Annotated in this window: 19 protein-coding genes; 10 read left to right on the top strand and 9 right to left on the bottom strand. The window is 71.8% G+C overall.

The window, feature by feature from the left end:
• Positions 1-31: 31 nt before the first annotated feature.
• Positions 32-2011 (bottom strand): glycosyl hydrolase family 28-related protein, encoded by a 1980-nt coding sequence (locus OG494_RS46615; RefSeq protein WP_328449997.1) that lies wholly within the window; start codon positions 2009-2011, stop codon positions 32-34.
• A 175-nt stretch (positions 2012-2186) separates the two neighbouring features.
• Between OG494_RS46615 and OG494_RS46610 the strand changes: the two genes are divergently transcribed.
• The 4 genes from OG494_RS46610 (at position 2187) to OG494_RS46595 (ending at position 4877) form a co-directional block, all read left to right on the top strand.
• Positions 2187-2816 carry a class I SAM-dependent methyltransferase gene (locus tag OG494_RS46610; RefSeq protein ID WP_328449996.1) on the top strand — a complete coding sequence of 210 codons (630 nt, stop codon included), beginning with the start codon at positions 2187-2189 and terminating at the stop codon, positions 2814-2816.
• Positions 2817-2935: 119 nt separating this feature from the next.
• The gene (locus OG494_RS46605) at positions 2936-4141 is read left to right on the top strand and encodes a PucR family transcriptional regulator (RefSeq protein ID WP_328449994.1); all 1206 of its coding nucleotides are present in this window, start codon (positions 2936-2938) and stop codon (positions 4139-4141) included.
• A gap of 50 nt (positions 4142-4191) precedes the next feature.
• A complete protein-coding gene (locus tag OG494_RS46600; protein ID WP_328449992.1) occupies positions 4192-4671 on the top strand; it encodes a DUF2975 domain-containing protein in 480 nt (159 codons plus the stop codon).
• Positions 4671-4877: a helix-turn-helix domain-containing protein gene (locus OG494_RS46595; protein ID WP_247056639.1), complete on the top strand. Its 207-nt coding sequence runs from the start codon at positions 4671-4673 to the stop codon at positions 4875-4877. The genes OG494_RS46600 and OG494_RS46595 overlap by 1 nt, the downstream gene beginning before the upstream one ends.
• Before the next feature lie 48 nt (positions 4878-4925).
• Here the strand turns inward: OG494_RS46595 and OG494_RS46590 are convergent, their stop codons facing one another.
• Positions 4926-5441, bottom strand: coding sequence for a hypothetical protein (locus OG494_RS46590; RefSeq protein ID WP_328449987.1), 516 nt, complete (start codon positions 5439-5441; stop codon positions 4926-4928).
• Between the two features lie 125 nt (positions 5442-5566).
• Positions 5567-6040, bottom strand: a complete 474-nt coding sequence (locus tag OG494_RS46585; RefSeq protein ID WP_328449985.1) for a MarR family winged helix-turn-helix transcriptional regulator — start codon at positions 6038-6040, stop codon at positions 5567-5569.
• Between the two features lie 86 nt (positions 6041-6126).
• Here OG494_RS46585 and OG494_RS46580 point away from each other — a divergent pair, with 86 nt between their 5' ends.
• A complete protein-coding gene (locus tag OG494_RS46580; protein ID WP_328449983.1) occupies positions 6127-6534 on the top strand; it encodes a RidA family protein in 408 nt (135 codons plus the stop codon).
• A 42-nt stretch (positions 6535-6576) separates the two neighbouring features.
• Positions 6577-7137: a hypothetical protein gene (locus tag OG494_RS46575; RefSeq protein ID WP_328449981.1), complete on the top strand. Its 561-nt coding sequence runs from the start codon at positions 6577-6579 to the stop codon at positions 7135-7137.
• 65 nt (positions 7138-7202) lie between these two features.
• On the opposite strand, the gene OG494_RS46570 is transcribed toward OG494_RS46575, so the two are convergent.
• Positions 7203-7700, bottom strand: a complete 498-nt coding sequence (locus tag OG494_RS46570) for a hypothetical protein (RefSeq protein ID WP_328449979.1) — start codon at positions 7698-7700, stop codon at positions 7203-7205.
• A gap of 259 nt (positions 7701-7959) precedes the next feature.
• On the opposite strand from OG494_RS46570, the gene OG494_RS46565 reads away from it, so the two are divergent.
• Entirely contained in the window at positions 7960-9042 is a 1083-nt protein-coding gene (locus OG494_RS46565) for a DUF3068 domain-containing protein (protein WP_328449977.1), read from the top strand.
• Between the two features lies 1 nt (position 9043).
• Here the strand turns inward: OG494_RS46565 and OG494_RS46560 are convergent, their stop codons facing one another.
• Complete coding sequence (locus OG494_RS46560) at positions 9044-9739, bottom strand: class I SAM-dependent methyltransferase (protein WP_328459231.1); 696 nt, start codon at positions 9737-9739, stop codon at positions 9044-9046.
• A gap of 173 nt (positions 9740-9912) precedes the next feature.
• On the opposite strand from OG494_RS46560, the gene OG494_RS46555 reads away from it, so the two are divergent.
• On the top strand, positions 9913-11160 hold the full coding sequence (locus tag OG494_RS46555) for a glycosyltransferase family 4 protein (protein WP_328459230.1): 1248 nt from the start codon (positions 9913-9915) through the stop codon (positions 11158-11160).
• A 935-nt stretch (positions 11161-12095) separates the two neighbouring features.
• Here OG494_RS46555 and OG494_RS46550 read toward each other — a convergent pair.
• Both OG494_RS46550 and OG494_RS46545 read right to left on the bottom strand, forming a co-directional pair.
• Complete coding sequence (locus tag OG494_RS46550) at positions 12096-12278, bottom strand: hypothetical protein (protein WP_328449974.1); 183 nt, start codon at positions 12276-12278, stop codon at positions 12096-12098.
• 3 nt (positions 12279-12281) lie between these two features.
• Positions 12282-13970 (bottom strand): hypothetical protein, encoded by a 1689-nt coding sequence (locus OG494_RS46545; RefSeq protein ID WP_328449972.1) that lies wholly within the window; start codon positions 13968-13970, stop codon positions 12282-12284.
• Positions 13971-14040: 70 nt separating this feature from the next.
• On the opposite strand from OG494_RS46545, the gene OG494_RS46540 reads away from it, so the two are divergent.
• Positions 14041-15243 (top strand): lipopolysaccharide biosynthesis protein, encoded by a 1203-nt coding sequence (locus OG494_RS46540; RefSeq protein ID WP_328449970.1) that lies wholly within the window; start codon positions 14041-14043, stop codon positions 15241-15243.
• Between the two features lie 699 nt (positions 15244-15942).
• On the opposite strand, the gene OG494_RS46535 is transcribed toward OG494_RS46540, so the two are convergent.
• Positions 15943-19956 carry an alpha-(1->3)-arabinofuranosyltransferase gene (locus OG494_RS46535; protein ID WP_328449968.1) on the bottom strand — a complete coding sequence of 1338 codons (4014 nt, stop codon included), beginning with the start codon at positions 19954-19956 and terminating at the stop codon, positions 15943-15945.
• A gap of 143 nt (positions 19957-20099) precedes the next feature.
• Between OG494_RS46535 and OG494_RS46530 the strand changes: the two genes are divergently transcribed.
• The gene (locus tag OG494_RS46530; RefSeq protein ID WP_328449966.1) at positions 20100-20750 is read left to right on the top strand and encodes a class I SAM-dependent methyltransferase; all 651 of its coding nucleotides are present in this window, start codon (positions 20100-20102) and stop codon (positions 20748-20750) included.
• 41 nt (positions 20751-20791) lie between these two features.
• Here OG494_RS46530 and OG494_RS46525 read toward each other — a convergent pair whose 3' ends face one another.
• Entirely contained in the window at positions 20792-22552 is a 1761-nt protein-coding gene (locus tag OG494_RS46525; RefSeq protein WP_442874359.1) for a hypothetical protein, read from the bottom strand.
• Between the last annotated feature and the right edge of the window lie 3 nt (positions 22553-22555).

Raw genomic sequence — 22555 nt, 5'->3', positions numbered from 1 at the left:
GCCCTGACCACTCACGACCCGCGGGCGGCACTCACCAAGCGGCGGGGGCGGGTGGCGGGACCACCGGGGGCCGGTCGTCGCAGGTGATGGTGTTCGGGAGGAGCCACGGGGCAAGCCAGCTCGAATTGCCGCCGAGGTCGGTCAGCGAGAACTCCGAGCCCGTCGGCGGGAAGTCGAACGACCCGCAGTTGTTGACGCCGACCGCGCCGACGTTGCGGGCGCCGACGTTCCGGAACGACGCCGACCCGGCCGCGCGGGCGCTCAGCACCGACGTCCCGGCACCGTCGACGCGCAGGTCCGCGAACTTCAGTCCGTTGATCGAATACAGGTCCTTCACCGGGAAGTCGCTGACCAGCATGATCGCGTTGTAGGTGTTGTCGAGGAAGTGGTCGCCGGTGACCTGGATGTCGGCGTCGATGTTCTTCTCCAGGGCGTAGAACCAGATCGCGCCGAGCCCGATCTTCCAGTTCAGCTCGAACGTCCCGGCCCGGACGGTCGTGTTGTCCGTGATCCGCACGTACCCGGTGAACGCCTCGGCGCCGAAGCGCGAGCCGACCTGGATCGCGCTGCCCTCGCGGATCGGGTCGGCGACCAGGTTGGCCGAGACAGTGGTGTCGGTGCCGCCGTAGAGCGCGATCCCGTTGGCCAGCACCGGCGTCTGGACGGTGTTGTGGCTGAACGTGTTGCGCGCGTTTTCGATCTTCTCCGACCACATCGCGAGGCCGTCGTCGCCGGTGTTGCGGACGAAGTTGTTCGCCACCACCGAGTCCGTGACGCCGGTGTGGAAGTTCAGGCCGTCGGCGATCTGGTCGGCGATGACGTTGTCCGTGATGCGCGTGTTCTTCATCGGGCCGTCGAACCACAGGCCGACCTTGGTGTGGTGCAGGTAGAGGCCGTCCACAGTGGAGTCGCTGAGCGCGCCGCCGATGGCGTTGACCTGGTCGGTGTCGATCCGCTCCCGGACGTCGCCGACGATCGCAAAGCCGGCGAGGTGGACGTTGTGACTGCCGCCGGCGGCGGCGTCACGGCCGTAGAAGCCGGCGCCGGTGTGCACCGAGCCGTCCGGCGCGGGCGTGTCCAGCTTGACCTCGTGGCCCTTGACGATCGTGTACCAGTTGCCGGCGCCTTCGATCGTGACGTCGTCGACGATGATGTGCCGGTTGACCTGGTAGGTGCCGGGCGGCAGGTAGACCTTGAGGTGCGCCCGGCGGGCGAAGGTGATCGCGCGGTCGATCGCGTCGGCCGAGTCGCGCCTGCCGGTCGGGTCGGCGCCGAAGAACAGGACGTTGGCCGCGATCAGGTCGACGCGCGGTGGCGCGACGAGCTCGGAGTCGAGCAGGTCGACGACCGTCCACGCGGCGGGCGTCCCGGCCGGGACGGTGAGCCGGACCCGGTCCCCCGCCCGGTAGGTCTGGCCGAGCAGCAGGCGCTGTTCGTCGTAGAAGTGGTTGGGGCGGAAGGGTTTCGTGACGACCGGCGATGGGGTGGTCGCCGCGGGCACGCACGCGCACTCGGTGATCCACCAGTCCGGGTGCAGCAGGTCCGCGTCCGGGTCGTTCGTGAACGGGTACTGGTTGTACAGCCACGCGTACTGCGAGGTCAGCGTCATCGGCTGCCGGTGGCCGCCGTTGACGGTGACGTCCAGCGGCGCGGTGATCCCGCCGCCGTGCGGCGCGTCCGGGATGCTGTAGCGGACGGTGATCGCGTTGGCCGCCGCGGGCAGCGTGAACTCGACGTGCTGGCCCGCGGTGAGTTTCACGGCGCGACGGCCGGACGCCTCGGCGGGCAGCGTGTAGGCCGAGCGGTCCGGGCCGATCACGGCACCGTCGGTGCGGGCGTTCTCCGCTTCCTGCTCGGCGAAGCCGACTGCGGCGCCGCGCCCCGCGACCAGCGCGGGGTCGAGCGCGGCGCGCGTCACCACCGGCCGGTCGGTGGCCGCCGACGCCGGAGCGGCCACGGAAAGCAGGGTGAGGACCGCGACCAGCACGGCTCCGAAGGTGCGTCGCGCCATCGCGGACCTCGTTTCGCTCGGGAGTGCCCTGAAGAGCGCCCGGAAGAGTAGGCGGAAGAGTAGGTCGCGCTTCGCCCTCACCACAAGGTGTTGCCGCGATTTTGCCCGAACTTACTCGGTACTTGCAGATATCAATACAGAAGTTGCGCAATCGGACGTCTGGCAAGGTGGGTCCATGACTCGTCCCGAATCCGCCGCCGAAGTCTTCGACGCGCTCGGCAAGGACTACGAACACGCCTTCCGCGCCGCGACCGCCCAGCGGGACGCGATCACGGCGTTGATCGCATCGCTGCCTCCGCAGGCGAAGGTGCTCGACCTCGGGTCGGGCACCGGGCGCCCGACCGCCGAACTGCTGGCCGAGGCGGGCCACGACGTCACCGGCTACGACGTCGCGCCGAAGATGGTGGAGATCGCGCGCGCCCAGGTGCCCGCGGCCCGGTTCGAGCTCGGCGACCAGCGCGAGCTGACCTTCGAGGACGGTTCCTGGGACGCGGTCACGACGTTCTTCTCGCTGCTGCAGCTGACGCGCGCGGAGCAGGAGACCGTGATCGGCCGGCTGGCGGCGTGGGTGAAGCCGGGCGGCCTGGTGCTGCTGGCCACGGTGCCGGCCGATGTGGACGGGCTCGACATCGTCTTCATGGGACACCCGGTGCGCGCGAGCAGTTTCACCCCCGAGGCGCTGGCCGGGCTGCTGCGCGCGGCCGGGCTCGAGATCGTCCGCGAGGAGCAGGCGGAGTTCGTCCCGGACCACCCCGGCGCCACCCCCGAGCCGCACGTCTACCTCACCGCGCGGCGCCCTTCGTGAACCCGGTTTCGTGAGTCAGTCGTGGCGTCAACCCCTCACCGGGAAGATCGCCCGGCGGATATGAATTTTGCTCAAGTTCGTGCGTATCCCCGCCACCGGAACCCGAGCTAAAGTGAGGAATGGGCATCGAAGCTCTGGCCAGGCCGGTACCTCGCGAACACCGTGAGCTGGTGCGCGAGATGCTGGGCAGGCTGCCGGAGTTCGCCGATCGCCTCGCCCGGCTGCTCAGCACGGAAGACGAGTTCTACCGCCAGGTCGACCACGTCGCGCCGGCCGAGCTGCGCAAGGTCTGCCACGCCAACCTCGAACGCGCGCTGACGGCGCTGGCCGACGGCCACGGCCTCGCGCTCGACGCGGCCCGCAAGACCGGGCTCGTCCAAGCGCGGCAAGGGATTCCGCTGCCGGCCGTGCTGCGCGCGTTCCGGATCGGCGGCACGTTCGTCTACGAGGCGCTGCTGGAGCTGGCCGGCCCCGAGTTCCTCAACTCCACCCGGACGATCGAGATCAACTCCTACGTCTGGAAGGCGATCGACCTCTACTCGGACGCGCTGACCACGGCGTACGACGAGGTCGCGGCCGAGCCGTCGCACGCGAACGCGCGCCGGCTGGACGACCTGCTGCGCGGGCGCCTGGCCGGCCAGTCCGAAATGGAGGCCGCGGCCCGCGAGCTGGGGCTGCCGACCGCGGGCATGTTCGTCGCCGTCGTCACCGAACGAGTCGAACCGGATGGACAGGACGGACAGGACGGACAGGACGGACAGGACACGGTCGAGGCCTTGATGCGGGCGCGGCGCTGGCGGTCGGCGTGGCGCCCCGGTGGCGAAGCGGGCCTGGTCGCGATCGACCGGATCGAAGACCTCCGGCGGCTGCGGGAAGTGCTGGGTTCGCTGCCGGTCGCGGCCGGGCTGAGCCGGCCGTTCGCCGGGTTCCCGGACGTCCCGGACGCGCTGCACCGGGCCCGGATCGCGCGCCGCTCGCTGCCGTCGGCGACCGCCGGCGTGGTCGTGTTCGGCGACTCGCCGGTGACCACCTTGGTCGCGGCCGCGCCGGGGATGGCCCGCGACGTCGTGCGGTCGGCGTTGTCGGGGGTTCTCACGCTGCCGGGCGCCGAGCGCAAGGTCCTGCTCGACACGCTGCTCGCGTGGTTCGCCGGCCACGGCTCGGCGAAGGAGGCGGCGGACCGGCTGTTCGTGCACCCCAACACGGTCCGCTACCGCCTGCGCCGCGTGCAGGAACTGACCAAGCGCGACCTGACCGACCCGGTCGACATCGGCGAGCTGTACGTCGCGCTGGAGTCCGTCCGGCTTGATCCGGAGCCATCGTAGATCGACAGCTACCGATTGACTTTCGATAGATAAGCGGCGATAGTCGTCGCATGCTCACCGAAAGACGCGCTGTCGCCGCGCTCCGGGTGTTCCTCGTCGTGCTGTTCGCCGTCCTCGTGGTGTTCCAGACGCTCTCGTTACCCGGCGGGATCGCGTACACGACGTCGCAGAACCCTCACGACGCGCCGCTGCGGTGGCCGCTGACCGCGATCGCGGTGTTCCTGGTGCTGTGCGTCGAGGTCGTCGTCGTCGCGACCTGGAAGCTGCTGACCCTGGTCAAGAAGGACCGGATCTTCACCAGCGCGGCGCTGAAGTGGGTCGACGCCATCGTCTGGGCCGTGGCCGCCGCGTGGGTGGTCTTCGTCGGCATGCTGATCTTCGTCGGCTTCAACGCGGACGATCCGGGGATGCCGATGCTGCTGTTCCTGATGACCGTCGGGATCACCGTGATCGGCCTGCTGATGGTGGTCATGCGCGCCCTGCTGCGCCAGGCCACTACGCTGCGGACCGACATGGAAGCGGTCATCTGATGGCGATCGTCGTGCGCATCGACGTCGAACTGGCCAAGCGCAAGCTGAGCGTCGGGGAGTTCGCCGAGAAGGTCGGGCTGACGCCCGCCAACGTCGCCGTCCTCAAGAACGGCCGCGCCAAAGCCGTGCGGTTCAGCACCCTGGAAGCCATGTGCCGGGTCCTCGAATGCCAGCCCGGCGACCTGCTGGAGTGGGTCGACGACTAGGGCGCGTCCGACAACGCGGGTGGCGGAATCGGACACGTCCGGGCGAGGTCAAGCCTGCCCGGCCTGTGCCCACGCGATCAGGTCCCGGACACGCCCGGCCTCCGGCACGTCGACCAGTCCCGTCAGCATCAGGGGCCCCGACGGAGGAAGGAACGTCAAAGGGCCGCGCGAGAACCCGCTGAAGACGACGGTTCCGCTGCCGTCCCGCCGGATCCGGGCGACCGGCGGCGGCAGCGTGCCGAGGTACGCCGACGCGCGCGTCCTTCCCGAGAAGCGATCGGCCAGCACGATCCGCCGGTCGGTCACGACGTACTCGACACCGCGCCGCCCTCGCAACCTGATGACGACCGGCACCCAGAGGAACGCGACACCACTCACCCCGACGGCCCATGAGAAGAACGACAGCGGTTGATGCCTCGCCACCGGGACCACGACGGTCGCGATCCCCCAGAACAGGCCGAACGCGAACTGGTACCAGTCGAACCGAGCGAAGACGAGCCGCTGTGGCCGTCCCGACCACAGCAGCCGCTCACCCGGCAGCAGAACATTCGTCGGCACGTCCACGGCGACCTCCCTGGGTTCCTTGCCGGGCTGACGCCCGGAGGACCATCCGGGTTGTCCTCGCGGCCGAACTGCCCGGTCCCGGCTGAGCCGGCGCCGGCTCAGCCGGAGCCGCCCGAAGGACCGCCCTAGGCGAGATCGACCGGCCGCACCCGCAGCTTTTCGGCGATACGGGCCAGCGCCTGCTGATCGGCCGCGGTGAGCGGGTCGAGCACGAGCTGCCGCACGGCGGCCACGTGCGCCGGCGCCGCGGCGACGACCACCGCGTAACCGGCGTCGGTGAGCGCGGCGAGGGTGTAGCGGCCGTCCTCGGGGTCGGGTGAGCGCTCGACCCAGCCACGCTGCTCGAACCGCTTGACCACGTTGGACAGTCGCGAGAGCGAACCGTTGGCGAGGTAGGCGAGTTCGCTCATCCGCAGGCGCCGGTCCGGCGCCTCCGACATCTGGCTGAGCGTCAGGTATTCGAAGAGCGTGACGCCGGCTTCCTGCTGCAGCGGCGCCTCCAGCTTGCCCGGCAGCAACAGAATCAGCGAGATCAGCCCGGTCCAGGCGTCCTTTTCGGACGGCGTCAGCCAGCGAGGCCCGTCCGCGTCGCGTCCCATGGGAGGACTCTACCCAGCGCGCCATGACTTCACGCTTGAAGTCTGATACGGTGACTTCAAGCGTGAAGTCAATCGGAGGGAACCCCATGCCCGAGTTCTTCGTCACCCCCGGCTACGGCCCCAAGCACCTCGCCGCCCTGCACTACACGCAGGCGGTCCGGATCGGCGACCGCGTCGAAATCTCGGGCCAGGGCGGCTGGGACGACAACACGGTTTTCCCCGAGTCCCTCGAGGAGGAGATCGTCCGGGCCTTCGAGAACGTCGAGCGCACCCTGGCCACCGCGGGCGCCGGCTGGGCCGACGTCGTCGCGGTCGATTCGTTCCACCTCCCCACGGCCACCGACAGCATCGGCGACGACCACACGAGGGTGATGGTGGAGCAGTTCCGCAAGCGCATGGGCGACCGGGCGCCCATCTGGACCCAGATCGGCGTCGCGGCTTTGGGCGCGCCGGGGATGCGGGTGGAGATCCGGGCCACGGCCATCGTGAGCTGACGTCCGGCCGGCCCCCGGATTTTGTCGGGGGTGTCTGTGACGATGACGGAAACACCCGCCGCGGCGGAACCGGACCGCCGGTTCCGGCTGGAGGTCCTGCGCGACGTCGTCCAGGCCGAGCCGGCCGCCGCCGGCTTGGCGGTAGCGCCGGGAGAACACCCGACCGGCACCGCCGGCGCGGTCGTGTACGTCGACGTGCCGGATCTGCGCGGCGTGGCGGTCGGCTGGTACGAGCACGCGATCCTGCTCGACGCGGCGCAGGAGGCCTGGGGCGAGGACCCGCACCGGGAGGGCGCGGAATGCGCGGCGTTCGGGCGGTTGACGTCCGCGATCGGGGCGGCGATGGCCGAGGCGATGCGGACGATCCTGACGGCCGCCGGCCTGGAGGTCGCCGACGCCGGCAACGACTACCTGCCCGGCCGGTTCCTGGTGACCCGCATGGTGACCCCGTCGGTGTGGCAGGCACGGCGGGACGCCCGGTTCGCACGGCGCCACGAGTCGATGGTGGCGGCGTGGAACGCCCGGCACGCGGCCGAATGCCCGGACCCGGGCTGCGAAGTCCACCGGGAGGGCGGTGAGCCGGGAGCGGCCACGAACTCCTGACACGGCGAGCGGCCGAGCGCCGGCTGTAGCCGTCCGGCACCGGCCCTGGTCTGGTCCGGCCCAGACTAGGCCGCGTCGAGCTCCACCAGCCTCGCCAGTTCCAGCAGCGTGCCCTCGAAGCCGGGGCCGGCGGTGAGTTCCACCGTGAGCGGACCTCCGCGCCGATCCGTGCCCACGGGAAGGGACACCGCCGGTTCCGTCCACTGGGGACGGTCCAGCGCGGCCGAGACGACGACGTCCGGCCGCCGCGCCGGGCGCCGGCGACCGCCGGCGTCCAGGTCCAGTACCACGTTGCCGTGCAACGAAAGCAGGGCCGCCACGTCGGCGACGGCGTCGCGCAGCTCGCGGTCGGCGATCGAATCCGAGTGGGCGCCGATCGCCGGGTGAGACGGCTCGCCGTCGTGGCCGAGGCGGGGGACGAACCGGGCGAGGTCGCCGCGGCCGCAGACGATGGCGCGGATGCCCGGGATGCCCGCCGACGGGTCGCTGAGGCTGACCCCGACGCTCGCGGCCGCCGCCACGATCCGGGCGCGCCAGCGGGCGGTGGCCGCGATCGCGACCATCGAAGAATCCTGCGACAAAGTGGGAATGCTCCTTGCGGTCCAGCGCGGCGGAGTGAGGATCGTCCGATCCTGGGCCCACGTCCGTTGTGCCCGGGAACAAACATGTTTGGTCGGTTGGTGCGAACGGCGGCCCACCTGCCGCCTTCCGGGCGTACCCGGTGTCTGTGACCGCGGGTCACACTTTGACGCCCGGCGTGGCGCGGGCCACTATCCGGGCACTGATTACCGCCCGGTAATTTGCGTGAAACCAGGAGGACCGTTGCGACGTGCTTTCGGCCTGATCTTGCTGGCACTGGGCGTTTTCGCGGTCGCCGGAGCCGTGCTGCTCCCGGCCTACGTCTACCCCAAGCTCGCCAAGGTGCCGCTCGACCAGGATTCGACGTCGACACTCGAAGGTACCGCGAGCCAGGTGCTCGCGGTGACCGACAACGGCTCCGGCCCGGTCTCGGCCATCCGCAAGGACGCCAAGCTGACCGCGGTGGCGCACGTGCAGGCGAACTTCGCGGCACCCGAGATGCACCAGGACACCGACTACGCGGTCTGGCTCCTGGCCGTCCAGGTCACCGACGACGCCGACAACACGGTGCTCAGCGCGAGCAAGCGGCAGGTCTGCTTCGACCGGCGCAGCGGCGAGGGCTACGAGCCGCGCGGGGAAACCGACCCGAAGTGCGACGCCAAGAGCAGCTACGTCACCGAACTGAAGGACAAGGCCGACAAGGACGGGCAGAAGCCGCCGGAGACGAACGACTACAAGCCGCAGCCCGGGCTGAACTTCAAGTTCCCGTTCGGCACCGAGCAGCAGGACTACAAGGTCTACGACGACAACACCGGCGCGGCCGTCACCGCCAGGTTCGCCGGCACCGAGACGGTCGACGGGATCGAGACCTACAAGTTCGTCCAGGACATCCCCGACACCAAGATCGCCACGAAGGACGTGCCGGGCTCACTGGTCGGCTCCCCCGATCCGACCGTGCAGGCCGACCTCTACTACCGCGGCGTCAACACGCTGTGGGTGGAGCCGGTCACCGGGATCGAGATGAAGCAGCAGCAACAGCAGCACCAGGAGCTGCGCGCCGGGACGAGCGGCACCTCGGCCGTGGTGTTCGACGGGACGCTCGCCTACACCGCGGAGACCGTCGCGAAGATGGCGGACCAGGTGAACGCGAACAAGGGCCGGCTGGAATTCCTCTCCAGCACCGGTCCGCTGTGGCTCGGCATCGGCGGCGGCGTGCTGATCATCGGCTCGATCGTGCTGCTGGCCCGGCGCCGGCGTCCCGAGCCCCCGGCCGCGCCGCGGGGGAAGCAGCCGCCGCGGAAGGTGCTCTTCACCGCCGGCCCCTGAATCAACGGCGCCGCAGGACCAGCACCAGGTTCCACGACGCGATTTCCCGGAGGGCCGGGACCCGCACGATCCACATCGCCCAGCTCGGGTGATAACGCGGGTACCCGGCCACCAGATCGGCCAGCGGTGTCGCCTTCGCCCAGCGGAGCGCGGCGCCCACCGACACCGGGAAAAGGCTTTCGCCGAATTTGTTCTTCGGCTGCTTCCCGAGCTTCCGGAAATACCGCTGACGCGCGTAGTGACCGCCGAGGAAATGCCACGGCGCGGTCTCGTGACCGCCCCAGGGTGAATACCACGGCGTGAACGACGCGAAGACGGTGCCGCCGGGCTTGGTGACCCGGCACATCTCGTCGAGCATCACCCACGGCTTCGCGACGTGCTCCAGTACGTTCGAGGAGTAGCAGACGTCCACGGATCCGCTGCGCACGGGCAGTTCCGTGCCGCTGGCGCGGATCATGTTCTCCCCCGGCTCGCCGCGCGCGGACAGCTCGCCGACGTCCGGGTCGACGCCGAGGTAGGTCGCGCCGGCCGCGCGGAACGCGTCGGAGAAATACCCCGGACCGCCCCCGACGTCGAGCACCGTGCGCCCGGACAGCGGAGCGTGTGCCGCCAATTGCCGCACGGAGTCGGCGGCCAGCGCCGAGTAAAAACCGTCCGGGTCGGTCTGTTCGGTGAGAAAAGTGCGGAAGAGGGTCACGGAACGGCGGAGCGTCGCGCGGTGCGGCTCGGCGTTCGGGGCGACGACCGGATTTACTGCCATTGAACCATCGCTTTCCGAAATACGTTCCTCTACTGTGTACGCATACCGTGTACGCACCGGTAACCTAGCATCGTCGCTACAGTTTGGATAACCCGATGGACCGTCCTCGTGTGCTGCTGGTCAACTGGCGCGACACCGGCCACCCCGAGGGCGGCGGGTCCGAGCGGTACGTCGAGCGGATGGCCGAAGGACTCGCGAAGGCGGGCTACCGGGTCGAGATCCAGTGCGCGGCCTACCCGGGCGCGACGGCGGGCGAATGGCGTGACGGCGTCCGTTACCGGCGCCGCGGCAACAAGTTCGGCGTCTACGTCCACGCGCTGCGGGCGATCCGCCGGGCGCGCGCCGATCTGGTGGTGGACGTCCAGAACGGGATGCCGTTCTTCGCCCGGCTGGTGGCCGGCTGTCCGGTGCTGGTGCTCGTGCACCACGTCCACAAGGAACAGTGGATCAGCGCCCTGGGTGAGACGCTGGGCCGGGTCGGCTGGTGGATCGAGTCGCGACTGGCGCCGTGGCTGTTCCGCAAGTGCCGCTACGTCACGGTTTCCGAGGTCACCAAGGCCGAGCTCGCCGACCTGGGCGTCGGCCGCGAGCGCGTCACGGTGGTCGCCAACGGCCTCGACGCACCCCCGCCGGTGGCGTCCGAACGGGACGGTTCGCCCACCCTGGTCGCGGTGAGCAGGCTGGTGCCGCACAAGCGGATCGAGCACGCCATCGACGTCGTCGCGCGGCTCGCGCGGCGCTGGCCGCAGCTGCGGCTCGAGGTCGTCGGCCAGGGACCGTGGGACGAGGTGCTGCGGGCGCACGCGGCCGAGCGCGGGGTCGCGGACCGCGTCACCCTGCACGGCTGGGTCGACGAGCAGGCCAAGCACGAGATCCTGGCGCGGTCGTGGCTGCACCTGTGCCCGTCGGTCAAGGAGGGCTGGGGCATCGTCATCATGGAGGCGGCCGCGCACGGCGTGCCCTCGGTCGCCTACCGCGCCGCGGGCGGCGTCGCCGAGTCCATCGTGGACGGCCGGACCGGGCTGCTGGCGGACGACTTCGAGGACTTCACCGCCCGCGTCGACGGCCTGCTCGCCGACGGCCTGCGCCGCGCGGAAATGGGTCTGGCCGGGGCCGAACGGGCCGGGAAGTACAGCTGGGAACAGAGTGTCGGCGAGTTCGCGTCACTGGTCCGCGACGTCGCCGGCGTGCCGGCTCCGCGGCCCCGGGTCCTGGATCGCCCCGGCTTCCTCCCGCACCGCGTCCCGGAACCGGTCCAGCAGGCGGCCGGCGGCCGCCGCGCCGAAGTCCTTGCGGCGGGCCCGCACGGTCACCGTGGTGGTGTCCCCCGTGGTCGCCGCGCCGAACGCCACGCCTGAGCGGCCGCTCGCGGCCGGGTAGAAGGCGATCGACCGGACGGAGTCCCCCGCCGACACCACCCCGAGGTTCGACACCAGGAACGTCGAGCCGAGCCGGCTCGCCAGCAACCGGGTGCCCAGCCGGGCGACCCGGCTGCTGCGCGCGGGGAAATCGGGCTCGGGCGGCTGCGCGAGCAGGACGTCCGCGACTGCCGCGGTGTCCGGACCGGACGGCAGCCGGAGCCGGAAGAACGCGCTGTCGTGCACGGGTTCCGGCGCGGCCCCGGACCGCCACGACGCGCCCAGCGCGGCGACGACGCGGGCCGTGCGGGCGCCGTGCGCGTGGTTCCAGCGGCCGGTCGCGAGGGTGGCGGCCGCGACGAAACCCGCGGCCCCCAAGCGCAGCCGGGGCACGCGGCGGGCCTCGAAGACGTCTCCGACGGTCTCGCCGTCCCGATCGGGCACGATCCGGCCCGGTGGCGCGAAAAGCGCCTCGGCGAGGCGCTGTACGGCCGAAACGACGAACGGCTTCCCGCCGCCGGTGCGCTCGCCGATCCCGCGCGCCGCCGAGGAAACCGGGACGTCGAGCAGGAACCCGAGCAGGGCGAGCAGGCCGAGGCCGTCGAGCGCGCCGTGGTGGGCGGCAACGAGCAACGCCGGCTGGTCGAGACGGACGGCGACCCGCACCAGGGGCGCGCCGCGGTCGTAGGGCTCGGCCGCGAAGCGGGCGCGGACCTCGGAGAACTCAGTGGCCCGGGTCTGTTCGACCATCGGGACGGGACCGAGGTGCGGGTACCGCGGCAGCGCGGCCGCAAGCCGCGCGCGGAGTTTTTCCGGTTCCGGAGCCGAGAAAAGGTCCGCTTCCAGGAGGATGCTCCAGGAAACGGTGGGGTCGCCGTAGAGCCCGACCACGCGGTGCGCGTGGTCGGTGGCGAACCGCGTCACGTCCCGGCGCGTCAGCGGTTCCCGTACAACTTGGCCGGGTGGTCCGCGGGGTTGTACTTCACCTGCGCGTTGAACTGGTCCTGCACCTGGGCGGCGCTGTCCGGGTCGGCGCTCTGGATGAGGGCGAAGCCCGCGCCGGTCGCCAGACCGCCTCCGATGATGACGGCGGCTACCACCCCGATGAGCGTGCCCACGTGTCACTCCTTCCGCGGCGGGAAAATCCTGCCGCGGCCCAATGTACGCATCGGTAACATCCGGCACAACAGTGCGACGCAGAGCAACGTGAGCGCTACGCCGTCCGCGAGCAAAGCCGGGCCCCACGCAACGGCTTTCACCGCTGCCTCACCCGGGGTCCGGTACAGCGTCAGCCATTCCCCCGACCACACCGGCGTCGCCCCGGCGAGCAGCCGCGGGTCGACGTCGCCCGGGGTCCCGTGTTCGACGAGGACCCAGCCGATCCCGGCCTCGGTGAGCTCCCGGGCGGACGTCGCGGCGCGCACGTCGCCGATCCTCGGGTCCTCACCGACGATCCGATCGGCGCCGACCTGCAGGGTGTCGTCCATCAGCACCGGCTTCGGCAGCACGCGCGGCGCCGGGTCGAGCTGCGTGCGATCGCCGTTCCACGCGAAGCCGCGGAACGTCGAGAGCGGCAGCGCCAGCACGTCACCGGGACGATCGTCACCACCGAGCACTTCGGACACCGCGCGCCAGTCGTCCGGGTACCGCGCGGTGCCGAGCCGGCCCCAGCCGCCCCACGCCAGGTCCGGCATGGTGAGGATCGGGAAGAGGACGGCCGCGACGACGAGCCCGGTCCGTCCTCGCGGAGTCCGCAGTTGCGCGGCAGCGGCTTCGACCGCGAGCGCGAAGCCCGTCGAGAGCGGCAACGCCCACCAGGCCACCCACTTCTGGGCGTCCCGCAGCAGTCCGGCGCCGGGCAGGTGCCGCGTCGCGAAGTCCAGCACGGCGTCGCCGGCCGGCAGCGTGGCGAGCGACGCCAGCAGGACGCCCGCGACGCCGAGGAGGAAGAGGGCGCGGACCGGCGGGGTGCCCCAGCGCGCGGCGAGCGGTTTCAGGCCGGCCAGCGCGATCGCGACGGTGACGAGCACGAGCACCGGGATCAGCGGCACGGCGCGGCTGCCGGGCACCGTTTCGGAGTTCCAGATCCCGCCGAGGCCGAGGACGCTGAGCAGCGCCGGGCCCCAGCTTTCGGCGCGGGCGCTGAACGCCGTGACGCCGGCCGGGTCGGAGTAGGTGCCGCCGGCGTTGAGGAACGTCGGCACCAGCCAGGGCAGGTTGAGCAGCACGGCGATGCCCAGGGTCGCCGGGATCCGGCGCGACCCGGCGGCGACGATGGCGACGGCGGCGGCGAGCACCCCGCCCGGCGGCGTCAGCACCGCGGGGGCGCAGGTGAGCACCAGCCGCCAGAGGGATTTCGGTTCGTGGTCGCGGGCGGCGAGGCCGGCGCGGACGATCCACGGCAGGCACGCGTAGGTCAGCAGCAGCGGCCAGTGCCCGATGAACAGCCGCTCCGCGACGTAAGGCGTCCAGGCGTACGCGGTCGCGGCGACCAGCCGGGTACCGGTGTGCTCGGTCGGGACGAGCTTTCCCGCGCCGTACGCGGCGAAGAAGATCGCCAGCAGCAGCACGAGTTTCTGGACGATGTCACCGGGCAGCGCGGTCGTCGCGAGCGCGACGGCGGCGTCGGCGGGCACCGACCGCGGCAGCGTCGCCCCGATCCCGAAGGCGTCCGGCACGAAGTACTGCTGCGGCGCGAAGACCATGTCGTAGCTCAGCACGAACCCGCGGCCGAGCAAGGGCGCGCAGACGGCGAACGCGAGCACGGCGGAGACGACGGGGAGTGCCGGCCTGCTGCCCGGTGCGTCCACGGCCCTTCCTTTCCCTTCCCCGCGCGGTTATCGTCCCTGGTCATTACTCGCCGGTAATGGGAGCCCGTCGTTGAGCGTAGACACCGAAGCCGTACCGGCGCGGACCGGCAACCGGGTCGCGGCGATCCTCGTCTCGCTCGCCCTCGCGGGCAACAACGCGGGCAGCTACGTGCTGAGCCTGGCGGCGGCCCGGATCCTCGTCCCGGGCGCGTTCGGCGAGCTGAGCTCGCTGCTGGCGGTGCTGGTGATCGGCGTCGTCCCGGCGATGGGGCTGCAGACGGTGGTGGCGCTGCGCGTCGCGCGCTCCCCGCAGCACACGGGCTCGCTCTTCGCCCTCGGCCTGATGACGAGCGGCATCGTCGCGGCGGCGGCGCTGACGCTCAGCCCGTTGCTGGTGCTCCTGCTGCACCTGGGCTCGCTGGCCCCGGCGCTGCTGGTGACGGCGTCCCTCGGCCCGTTGACGCTCCTCGGCCTGTTCCACGGCCTCCTCCAAGGCTCCCACCGCTTCGCGACGCTGGCCGGGCTCATCGCCCTGGAGGGCGCCGGCAAGGTCGGCGGCTCGCTGGTGGGCCTGCTCGTCTCGGGCTCGACGACCGGCGCGCTGGCCGGCACGGCGATCGGTTCGCTGGCGGTGGTGACGGCGAGCTGGCAGATCTGCGGCCGGCCGCGTCCCCGCTGGGCCGACCGCCACGGCCGCGACGTCCTGCACACGGCCCAGGCGATGCTGGCGCTGGTGCTGCTGGTGAACCTGGACCTGGTGCTGGCCCGCCACACGCTCCCCGCCGCGGAGGCGGGCGAGTACGCGCTCGGGGCGATTGTCACGAAGATCGCGTATTGGCTGCCGCAGGCCGTGGGCGTCTTGGTGCTCCCCCGGTTCGCGGTCCTCTCCGCCCGCCGCCGCGCGTTGCCGGTGGCGCTGGCCGTGTGCGCGTCGCTGGACGCGGTGGTGGTGCTGGTGACGCTCGTCTTCGGCTCGCGGTTGCTGCCGCTGATCGGCGGAGTCCGGTACGCCGGAAGCACGATGCCCCTGTGGCCGTTCGCGCTGGCGGGCTCGATGCTGGCGCTGGTGCAGATCCTGTTGTACGCACGCCTGGCGGACGGCGACCGCCGGGTGACGGTGCTGATGTGGGCGGCGGTCGCGGTGGAGGCGGTACTGATCCCGGCGTGGCTGCACGGATCGGCGACCCAGGTGGTGACGGTGGCGGCTTGTTGTGCGGGCGGGTTGGCCCTGGCGGGGGCGCTGGTGGAGGTGCGGGCCCGCCGCGCGGGCTGACGGCGGCGGCACGAACGGACCGTTCGTGCGTTTCGCTTTCGTTCCGGCGAAGATCGTTTCATCCTGGAGGGGTGCGAAGAGGAGACCGGGTCCCGGACCGCCCACGCGAGCCGGTGGGAAGCTGCCGGGGCGTGCTGCTGAAGAATGGTGAGCCGACCGGCGAACACCGGATCCGGGCCGCCTTGCGGCACGGTCGTGAGGGTGCGCGTGCCCACGGATATTCACCTAGTGGTACCCGCCGAGCACCGAGTCACCGACCTGGCGTTCGTCCACGTCGAACGGACGCCCCGGCTGCCGGGACCGCAGTCGCCCCTGAGCGTTCCGGTGGCGCCCGCCAGCCGAGCCGTACTCGACGCGGCTCGGCGTTCGCCGGGCCAGACACCGTCACGGTGACGCTGGCCGAGGTGATCCCGGCGCCCCGCACCGCGCCGGCTCTCGCTGACGAACTCTCGGCGGGAAGCCGCTCAGGCCTGTGCTACCGACCCGCGCCTTGGCTCCTTTGCTCGGCGGCGCCCGATCGGTGGCCGAAGCCGAAGCCTGGCACCTGCTCGGGCACTCAGGGCTGCCGCGTGCCGGTGGAACGCCAAGCTACCCGGCTGTCGGCGTGGTGGGTCCTCCCGGCCTCTCGTCGACCGCACACCAATCCCGGCCGGACGACCCGTGCACCCGGGTCACGTATCGGAAGGTCGGAGCGCGTACTCAGGCGGTCGGCTCGGTGGGGTTTTCCTTGCGCGCGAACCAGTCGATGCACGTCGCCACCGTCGCCGCGGCCGCGAGCAACAGCGCCGCCTGGGTGACCGGGCCGTAAGCCCAGTCCTGGCCGTGGCCCAGGACCCGGCCCGTCACCGAGACCGCCGCCGCCACCGCCATGCCGCCGAACGCCAGGAACCTCGGTGCCCGTTCCGAGAACTGGCGCGCCAGCAGGCAGGCGATCAACAGCACCACCGGCAGCATCCCGCCCAAGGCAACCAGTAGCCCGATCAGCAGCACCGGAACCACAACCGCACCGCCGGCCGCAACAGGGAACGGGCGCCGGCGGGCCGGCCAGGCCACGCCCACCAGCAACAGCAGCACCGCGAAGGCCCCGATCAGCAAGTCCGTGCGGTACGAAGCGTCCGGGGTGAACGACAGAGCGACCACCCCACCCGCTCCCGCCGGGACGATCCACGCCTGCTGCCAGCCGTCCACGCGGGTGCGGGTCAGCTGTTTGCCGTCCATTGTGGCCACCCAGCCCGCGTTCGCGTTCTCCGGGACCGCAAGCACCGACTCGTCGCCCGGGGCGACCGTCACCGAGCGCGACGTCGCATCCCACTTGCCGATCTGCACTGCCCGGTGCGCAGCAGGGGCAACCTCCGCAGAGGGCCGCAGCCACAGGTCCTGGACCACGAACGACTCCGACCGGTCCGTGCGCAGCTCGTGGCCACCGGAGGGCAGTTCGATGCCGCCTTCGGAGTCGCGGCACATCGTCAGCGGCAGCGGGCGGTGGTCGATGATGTCCGACAGCGTGCCCGTCACCGACGTCCGGTAGTCGAGGCCGTCCAGGTGGATGTTCGGGCCCGCGCCGCACGGCACCGTGAACGCCGGATCGGGACCGGGCAAGAGCCCATCCGTGCCGGACAGTTCCAGGCTGCCGACGCCGACCACCGCGCGGGCCGCCGGATCGTCGTCGTCGCCGGGCACGATGATCTGCAGCTGGTCGGTGTCGAGGGGTTCGAAGGTGCCGGACCCGCTCTCGTCCAGCTGTACCGTGCGGTTGCCCGTCTTGCCGACCAGCTCCACCTGCCGCGGCGCCTTCGCCCCGCTCCCCGGCGAAACCCCGATGTGCAGCCCCGAAATCCGTTTCGGCGCGGTCCAGTTCAAGGTCAACGTCGGCCGCAGGTCGGTGACGTCGGGGCGCCACGTCGTGCCCGGGTCGCCGTCGACCGCGGCGAACCCGCTCGCCGCCGGGTCACCGCCGAGCTGGGACGTCGAGGCCACCGTCACCCCCGGCAGCGACACCGGGTTCTTGCCGCCGCCCGCGGGCAGCACCGCGCCGCCGACGAGGAACGTCGCGTCCGCGGGGGTGCTGAACAGCCGCCGGATCCCGTCGGGTTCCTCACCGTCGCGGGCGGCCGTCGCGTCGCAGCGGACGGCGCCGCCCGCCGGAAGGCACGCGTACCGCGGCTGCGCGCCGCGGGTGAACGCGAACCCCGGCGCCGGACCGGCGGGCAGGTCCGCGGGCACCTCGAGCGCGCGTTGCGGCTGGGTGCCGGGGATGTTCAGCTCCGCGATGCCGACGTTGCCGTCCTGCCGCCCGACCACCAGTGACAGCAGCGTGACCCGCACCTTCGTGGTGACGCCCGCCGCGACCGGGTAGCTGTGCGCCCCGGCGCCGCGGATGACCTGCTGGTCGACCGAGCCGTTGTCGGTGGTGATCCGGACGCGGGTCGCCGGCCAGCCGACCCGCAGGTCGTCGACCATCTGCAGGTCGACGGCCGTGACCAGGCGCGGGGTGTCGAGCTCCACTTCCAGCCACTGGCCGACCGGGCCGGTGAACGACGACGACTGCCACGCCGTGCGCGGGTCGCCGTCGATCGCGGCGAACGGCTGGTGGCTCGGGTCGGAGCCCCCGAAGGCGTCGGCGAACGACGCGGCCGTCGACGCCGTCACCGCGCGGATGCCGCGGTAGGCGGCCACGGTCTGGTGCTCCTGGCCGGGGAACGGCAGCAGGTCGCCGGCCGCGCGCTCCTGCCGGAACGCCTCGCCCGCGGTGAGGGTCTGGCTGAGGTTGTCGCGCACGCCGCCGACGTTCCGCTCGGCGCGCCGCAGGCCGTCGGTGACCAGCCGCGGGCCGCCGGGTGAGCCGCCGTCACCGGTGAGCACGGTCGGTGTCGCCGGGTCGAGCTGGCCGGAGTCGATCAGCGGGGCCAGGTTCTCCGGGCCGCCACTCACGGTCGGGACGTCCTTTGTGGACGTCGCGGTGGCCAGCGGCACCCGCCGCTGAACCTCGTAGATCTCGAGGGGGCCGAACGTCGCGGCCTTGCCGATGCCCGGGGACCCCGCCAGGCCCGAGCGCAGGGTGGCGATCGAGGGGGCGTCGGTCCGCTGCCGGTCGATGTCGTTGCGCAGCATGAGGAACCGGTACCCGGACCGCGCGAGCAGCGCGGCCAGGCCGGGGTCGCCGCGGCCGTCGGCGAGCGCGGCGTCGACGGAGTCCATCAGCCGCGTGTTTCCTTCGGACCCCAACGGCACCTGGTTGCGCACCGCCCACGGGCTCTTCGCGATCGCCTGCGCGGGTTCGTCGACCGTGCGGCCCCAGTCGTACTCGCCGAAGCCGGTCGCCGGCAGCAGCAGCGTCCGCGCGTTCGGGTCGGCCTTGGCGACCCAGCCCGTCGCGTCGTACCAGTAGCCCGGCACCTCGTTCCAGCCCGGGCCGGAGCGCAGGTTCAGCAGCCACGCGGGCGCGGCCATCACCAGCACCAGCAGCAGACCTGCCGCGGGCCGCAGGAACCGGCGCGCGGACTTCACCCGCACCGGGCCGGAAATGCCGTGCACGAACGCGAGCATCAGCGGCAGCCGCAGCACCGGTTCGAACTTGTGGACGTTGCGCAGCGGGGCGAGCGGCCCGTCGAGCAGGTGCCGGACCTGCTCGGCGAGCGGGCTGTCGAGCGTGCCGACGTACCCGATCGTCAGCAGCGTCAGGCCGGTGACGACGCCCAGCACCAGGAACCGCCGCTCCGGCAGGCCGCGGCGGGTCAGCCCGAGCAGGCCGACGCCGGCGACGAGCCCGGTGGCGAGCATCAGCACCGGGTTGTCGATCAGCGACCAGCCGCCGGGCCACCACGGCGTGCCCTGGACGACGTAGGCGACCCATTGGTTCGTCCCGCGCAGCACCTCGAACAGCGACATCGGCGCGGTCGTGTTGGTCGCGGACTCGATGTAGTCCAGGAACGGCAGGCTGTACTCGCCGAGCAGCAGCAGCGGGAGGATCCACCACAGCGTCGCGCAGGCGACGAACCCCGCCCACCAGCCGGCGAGCCGGACGTGCTCGCGCGTCCACTTGCGCGTCAGCAGCCACAGTCCGGGCAGGACCAGCGCCATCACGACCATCGCGCCGTTGACGCCGCCCATGCACAGCACGGCGACCGCGGACAGCCCGGCCGCGCGCCGCGGCGAGCCGGTCACCCCGGCCCGCACCAGCGGCACCAGGACCCACGGCAGCAGCACCGCGGGCAGCATTTCCGCGGACAGACCCCCGATTTCGGTCAGCATCCGCGGCGCGAGCGCGTACCCGAGGGCGCCGATCAGCCGGGTGCGCTCGGTGCCGAGCTTCATCGCGCGCGCCAGCAGCAGCGCCCCGCCGAACGCGGCCGACAGCAGCAGCGCGCCCCACAGCCGTTGCGTGACCCACGCGGGTATCCCGGCGGCCTGGCCCAGCGCGAAGAACGGACCCATCGGGAACAGGTAGCCGTACGCCTGGTTCTGCAGTTCGCCCGCGGTCGCCTGCGGGTTCCACAGGTGCAGCGCGCGGCCGAGGAATCCGATCGGGTCGACGGCCAGGTCGAGCTTGGTGTCGAACGTCGTCTTCCCCGGCATCTGCAGGAACGACAACGTGGTCAGCGCCAGCACGATCCACGTGCTCGGCCGGCGCACGAACCCACCCGGCGAGAACTTCCGGGCGCGCCCCGAGGGCGGAGCGTCGTCCCGGGTTCGTTCGCGGGTGGCGGTTACCATCCGGTAGATACTAGGCCGAAACCTGGCTACCATGTGCCGAGGATTTTTCCCGGTTTCCGAATTTCCTGGGCAGGTGCGTCATTTCTTCCGAGGACACGGCGTTCGACGATGCCTGGGCCCTGGCCGAGCCGGTCAAGGGCTGGATGACGCGCGCGCAGGGCGAAGCCCTCTGGGACGCCGCGCGCCGCCTGGAGAAGGGCGACGTGATCCTCGAGATCGGCAGCCACCAGGGCCGGTCGACGATCGTGCTGGGCGCGGCCGCCCGCACCGTCGGGGCCACGGTGATCGCGGTCGACCCGTTCGTCGACGGCCGGCTGTTCGGCGGATCCCCGACGCGGCAACTGTTCGAGCGCAACATCCGCGCCGCCGGGCTGGACGACGTCGTCGAGCTCGTCGCCGGTTACAGCACGGCACTGCGCCCTGACTGGGACCGGCCCCTACAGCTGCTTTACATCGACGGCAAGCACGACTACTGGACCTACACCGACGACCTGCGCTGGTCGGACCACCTGCCGCCGGGGGCGGAAATCCTGGTCCACGACTGCTTTTCCTCCATCGGCGTCACGCTCGGCACGGTCGCGAAAGTCCTCTTCGGACGCCGCTACACCTATGTGGACCGGGCGACGTCGCTGGCGCGGTTCCGGCTCGCGCCGCCGTCCCCGGCGGACCGGCTGCGCGTGCTGGCCCAGCTGCCGTGGTTCGTCCGCAACGTCGGGATCAAGGTCCTGCTGCGCCTGCGGCTGCGGCCGGTGGCGCGCCTGCTCGGCCACGACAGCCCGTACGACCCCTACTGACATCGACCCGGTCGTGAGTGGTTAGGGCGGTTAGAACCGCCCTAACCACTCACGACGGGCTTGCCGACCTCCACCTTGGCGAGGCACACCGGCGCGCCCGGGCTCGACAGCTGCACGCCGATGTGGTCGAACAGGCCGTCCACCGGCACGAACATCGAGTGCAGCCCGTCCTGGAACCAGACCGGCGTGCGCTTACCTTCGAGGTCGACGAGGCCTTCGCCGCCGTCCGAGGTGTAGTAGTCGAGCTTGAGCAGGTACCGGCCGAGCACCGGGGTGTCGAGCGGGATCCGCACGAGCGTCTCGCCGATCGTGGTACCGCAGTTCGGCACCGGGCCCGGGACGCCGCGGGAAACCGGCTCCACCCCGGTGATCCGGTGCGGCCTGCCGTCCGCGTCGAGCAGGTGCATCCGGCTGGTCGGCTGGTCGAAGTGCGCGCCGGGCAGCAGGCCGACCACGCGTGAGGCGAAGGAATCCGCCCCGAACCATTCGAACACCACATCGGACGGGACGAAGTTGTCGTAGAAGACGAGATCCGGGTCTTCGGCGAGCGCGGCCCGGACGTTGGCGACGTACTCGCCGGAGTGCTCGAACCGCATCCCGGGCGACAGCCGCAGGAAGCCCACCGTCGAGCTCGCGAGCAGAAGCAGGCAGACGACTAGGGCGATCGGCCGTTCGCGCTTTCCACCGGACGGCGCAACTTCGCCGGGGGTCAGGAACGCGAACGCTCCACAAAGGGCGGCCACGAGCGCCAGTTCGGCGACGTACCGCGGATCGTCCCCCGCCCCCGGGCCGGCTTCGCGCAGCCGCGTCAGCGCCAGCAGCGCGACGTCCACGGCGAGCAGGATCCCGAGCAGCGCCCACGCCCGCCACGCCCGGCGGCCACCCGCGCGCACCCCGGCGATCAGGATGCCCAGCGCCGCCAGGAACACCACGACGACGACCACGAACGGCGACGGCGCCCAGGTCGCGCCCGGCCCGGGGCCGGACCACGGGCCGCCCGCGAGGCCCGGGAGCAGGGTGTCGCCGAGCATCCGGCCGGTCAGGTCGGCGACGGTCCCGGCGGACATCGGCGTGCCGGCCGAGGTCACCTGGCTCGACGTCAGCGCGAGGTAGGCCACCACGAACGCCGCGAGCAGCGCGGCGTGCCCGAGCCAGTAGCGCGTCCGGTCCCGGAAGGACTGTCCGGAGAGGACGGCCACGCCGGCCAGCAGCACCGGGATCACCGCCGCCTTTTCGTAGAACGCCAGCCCGAACAGCGTCCACGCGAAGGTGCCCAGCCACCAGCGGCCGCCGTCCCGGAAGTACCGGACCTGCGCGTGCAGCGCGCCTACGGCGGCGAGCACGACCGGCACGATCTGCGCGCCGTAGGCCCACCACAGCGTCGGGACCAGCAGCAGCGTCGACGCCGTGAACACGGTGAACGGCACCAGGATCGCCCACCGGCGGCCGAAACAGCGCACCAGCAGGCACCAGAACAGCACCGTCGCGAGCGCGCGCATGAGCAGCAGCGGCAGCATCAGCAGCGGGAAGTTCAGCGGCGCCCACGCGGTCAGTACCGCGGCGAGGAAGAACCCGCCCGGCGTCAGGTGCCCGTGGTAGTCCTGGAACAGGAACCCGAGGTCGAACGGCCCGGCGGCGCCCGCCCGGTACGTCACGATGAAGTCGTCCTGGTCGAAATTCCCGTGCAGCGCCGCCCACGCGTGCAGCACGAACGGCACCAGGCCGGCCACGACCGCGACGAGGACGACGGCCGGTGGTCTCCACACCGTCCGCGGCGCGGGCTTTTCGGTCAGCTCCAGCACGGC

The organism is Amycolatopsis sp. NBC_00438, from assembly GCF_036026695.1.
GTDB lineage: Bacteria > Actinomycetota > Actinomycetes > Mycobacteriales > Pseudonocardiaceae > Amycolatopsis.
This window is presented reverse-complemented; position numbering and strand designations above follow the sequence as displayed.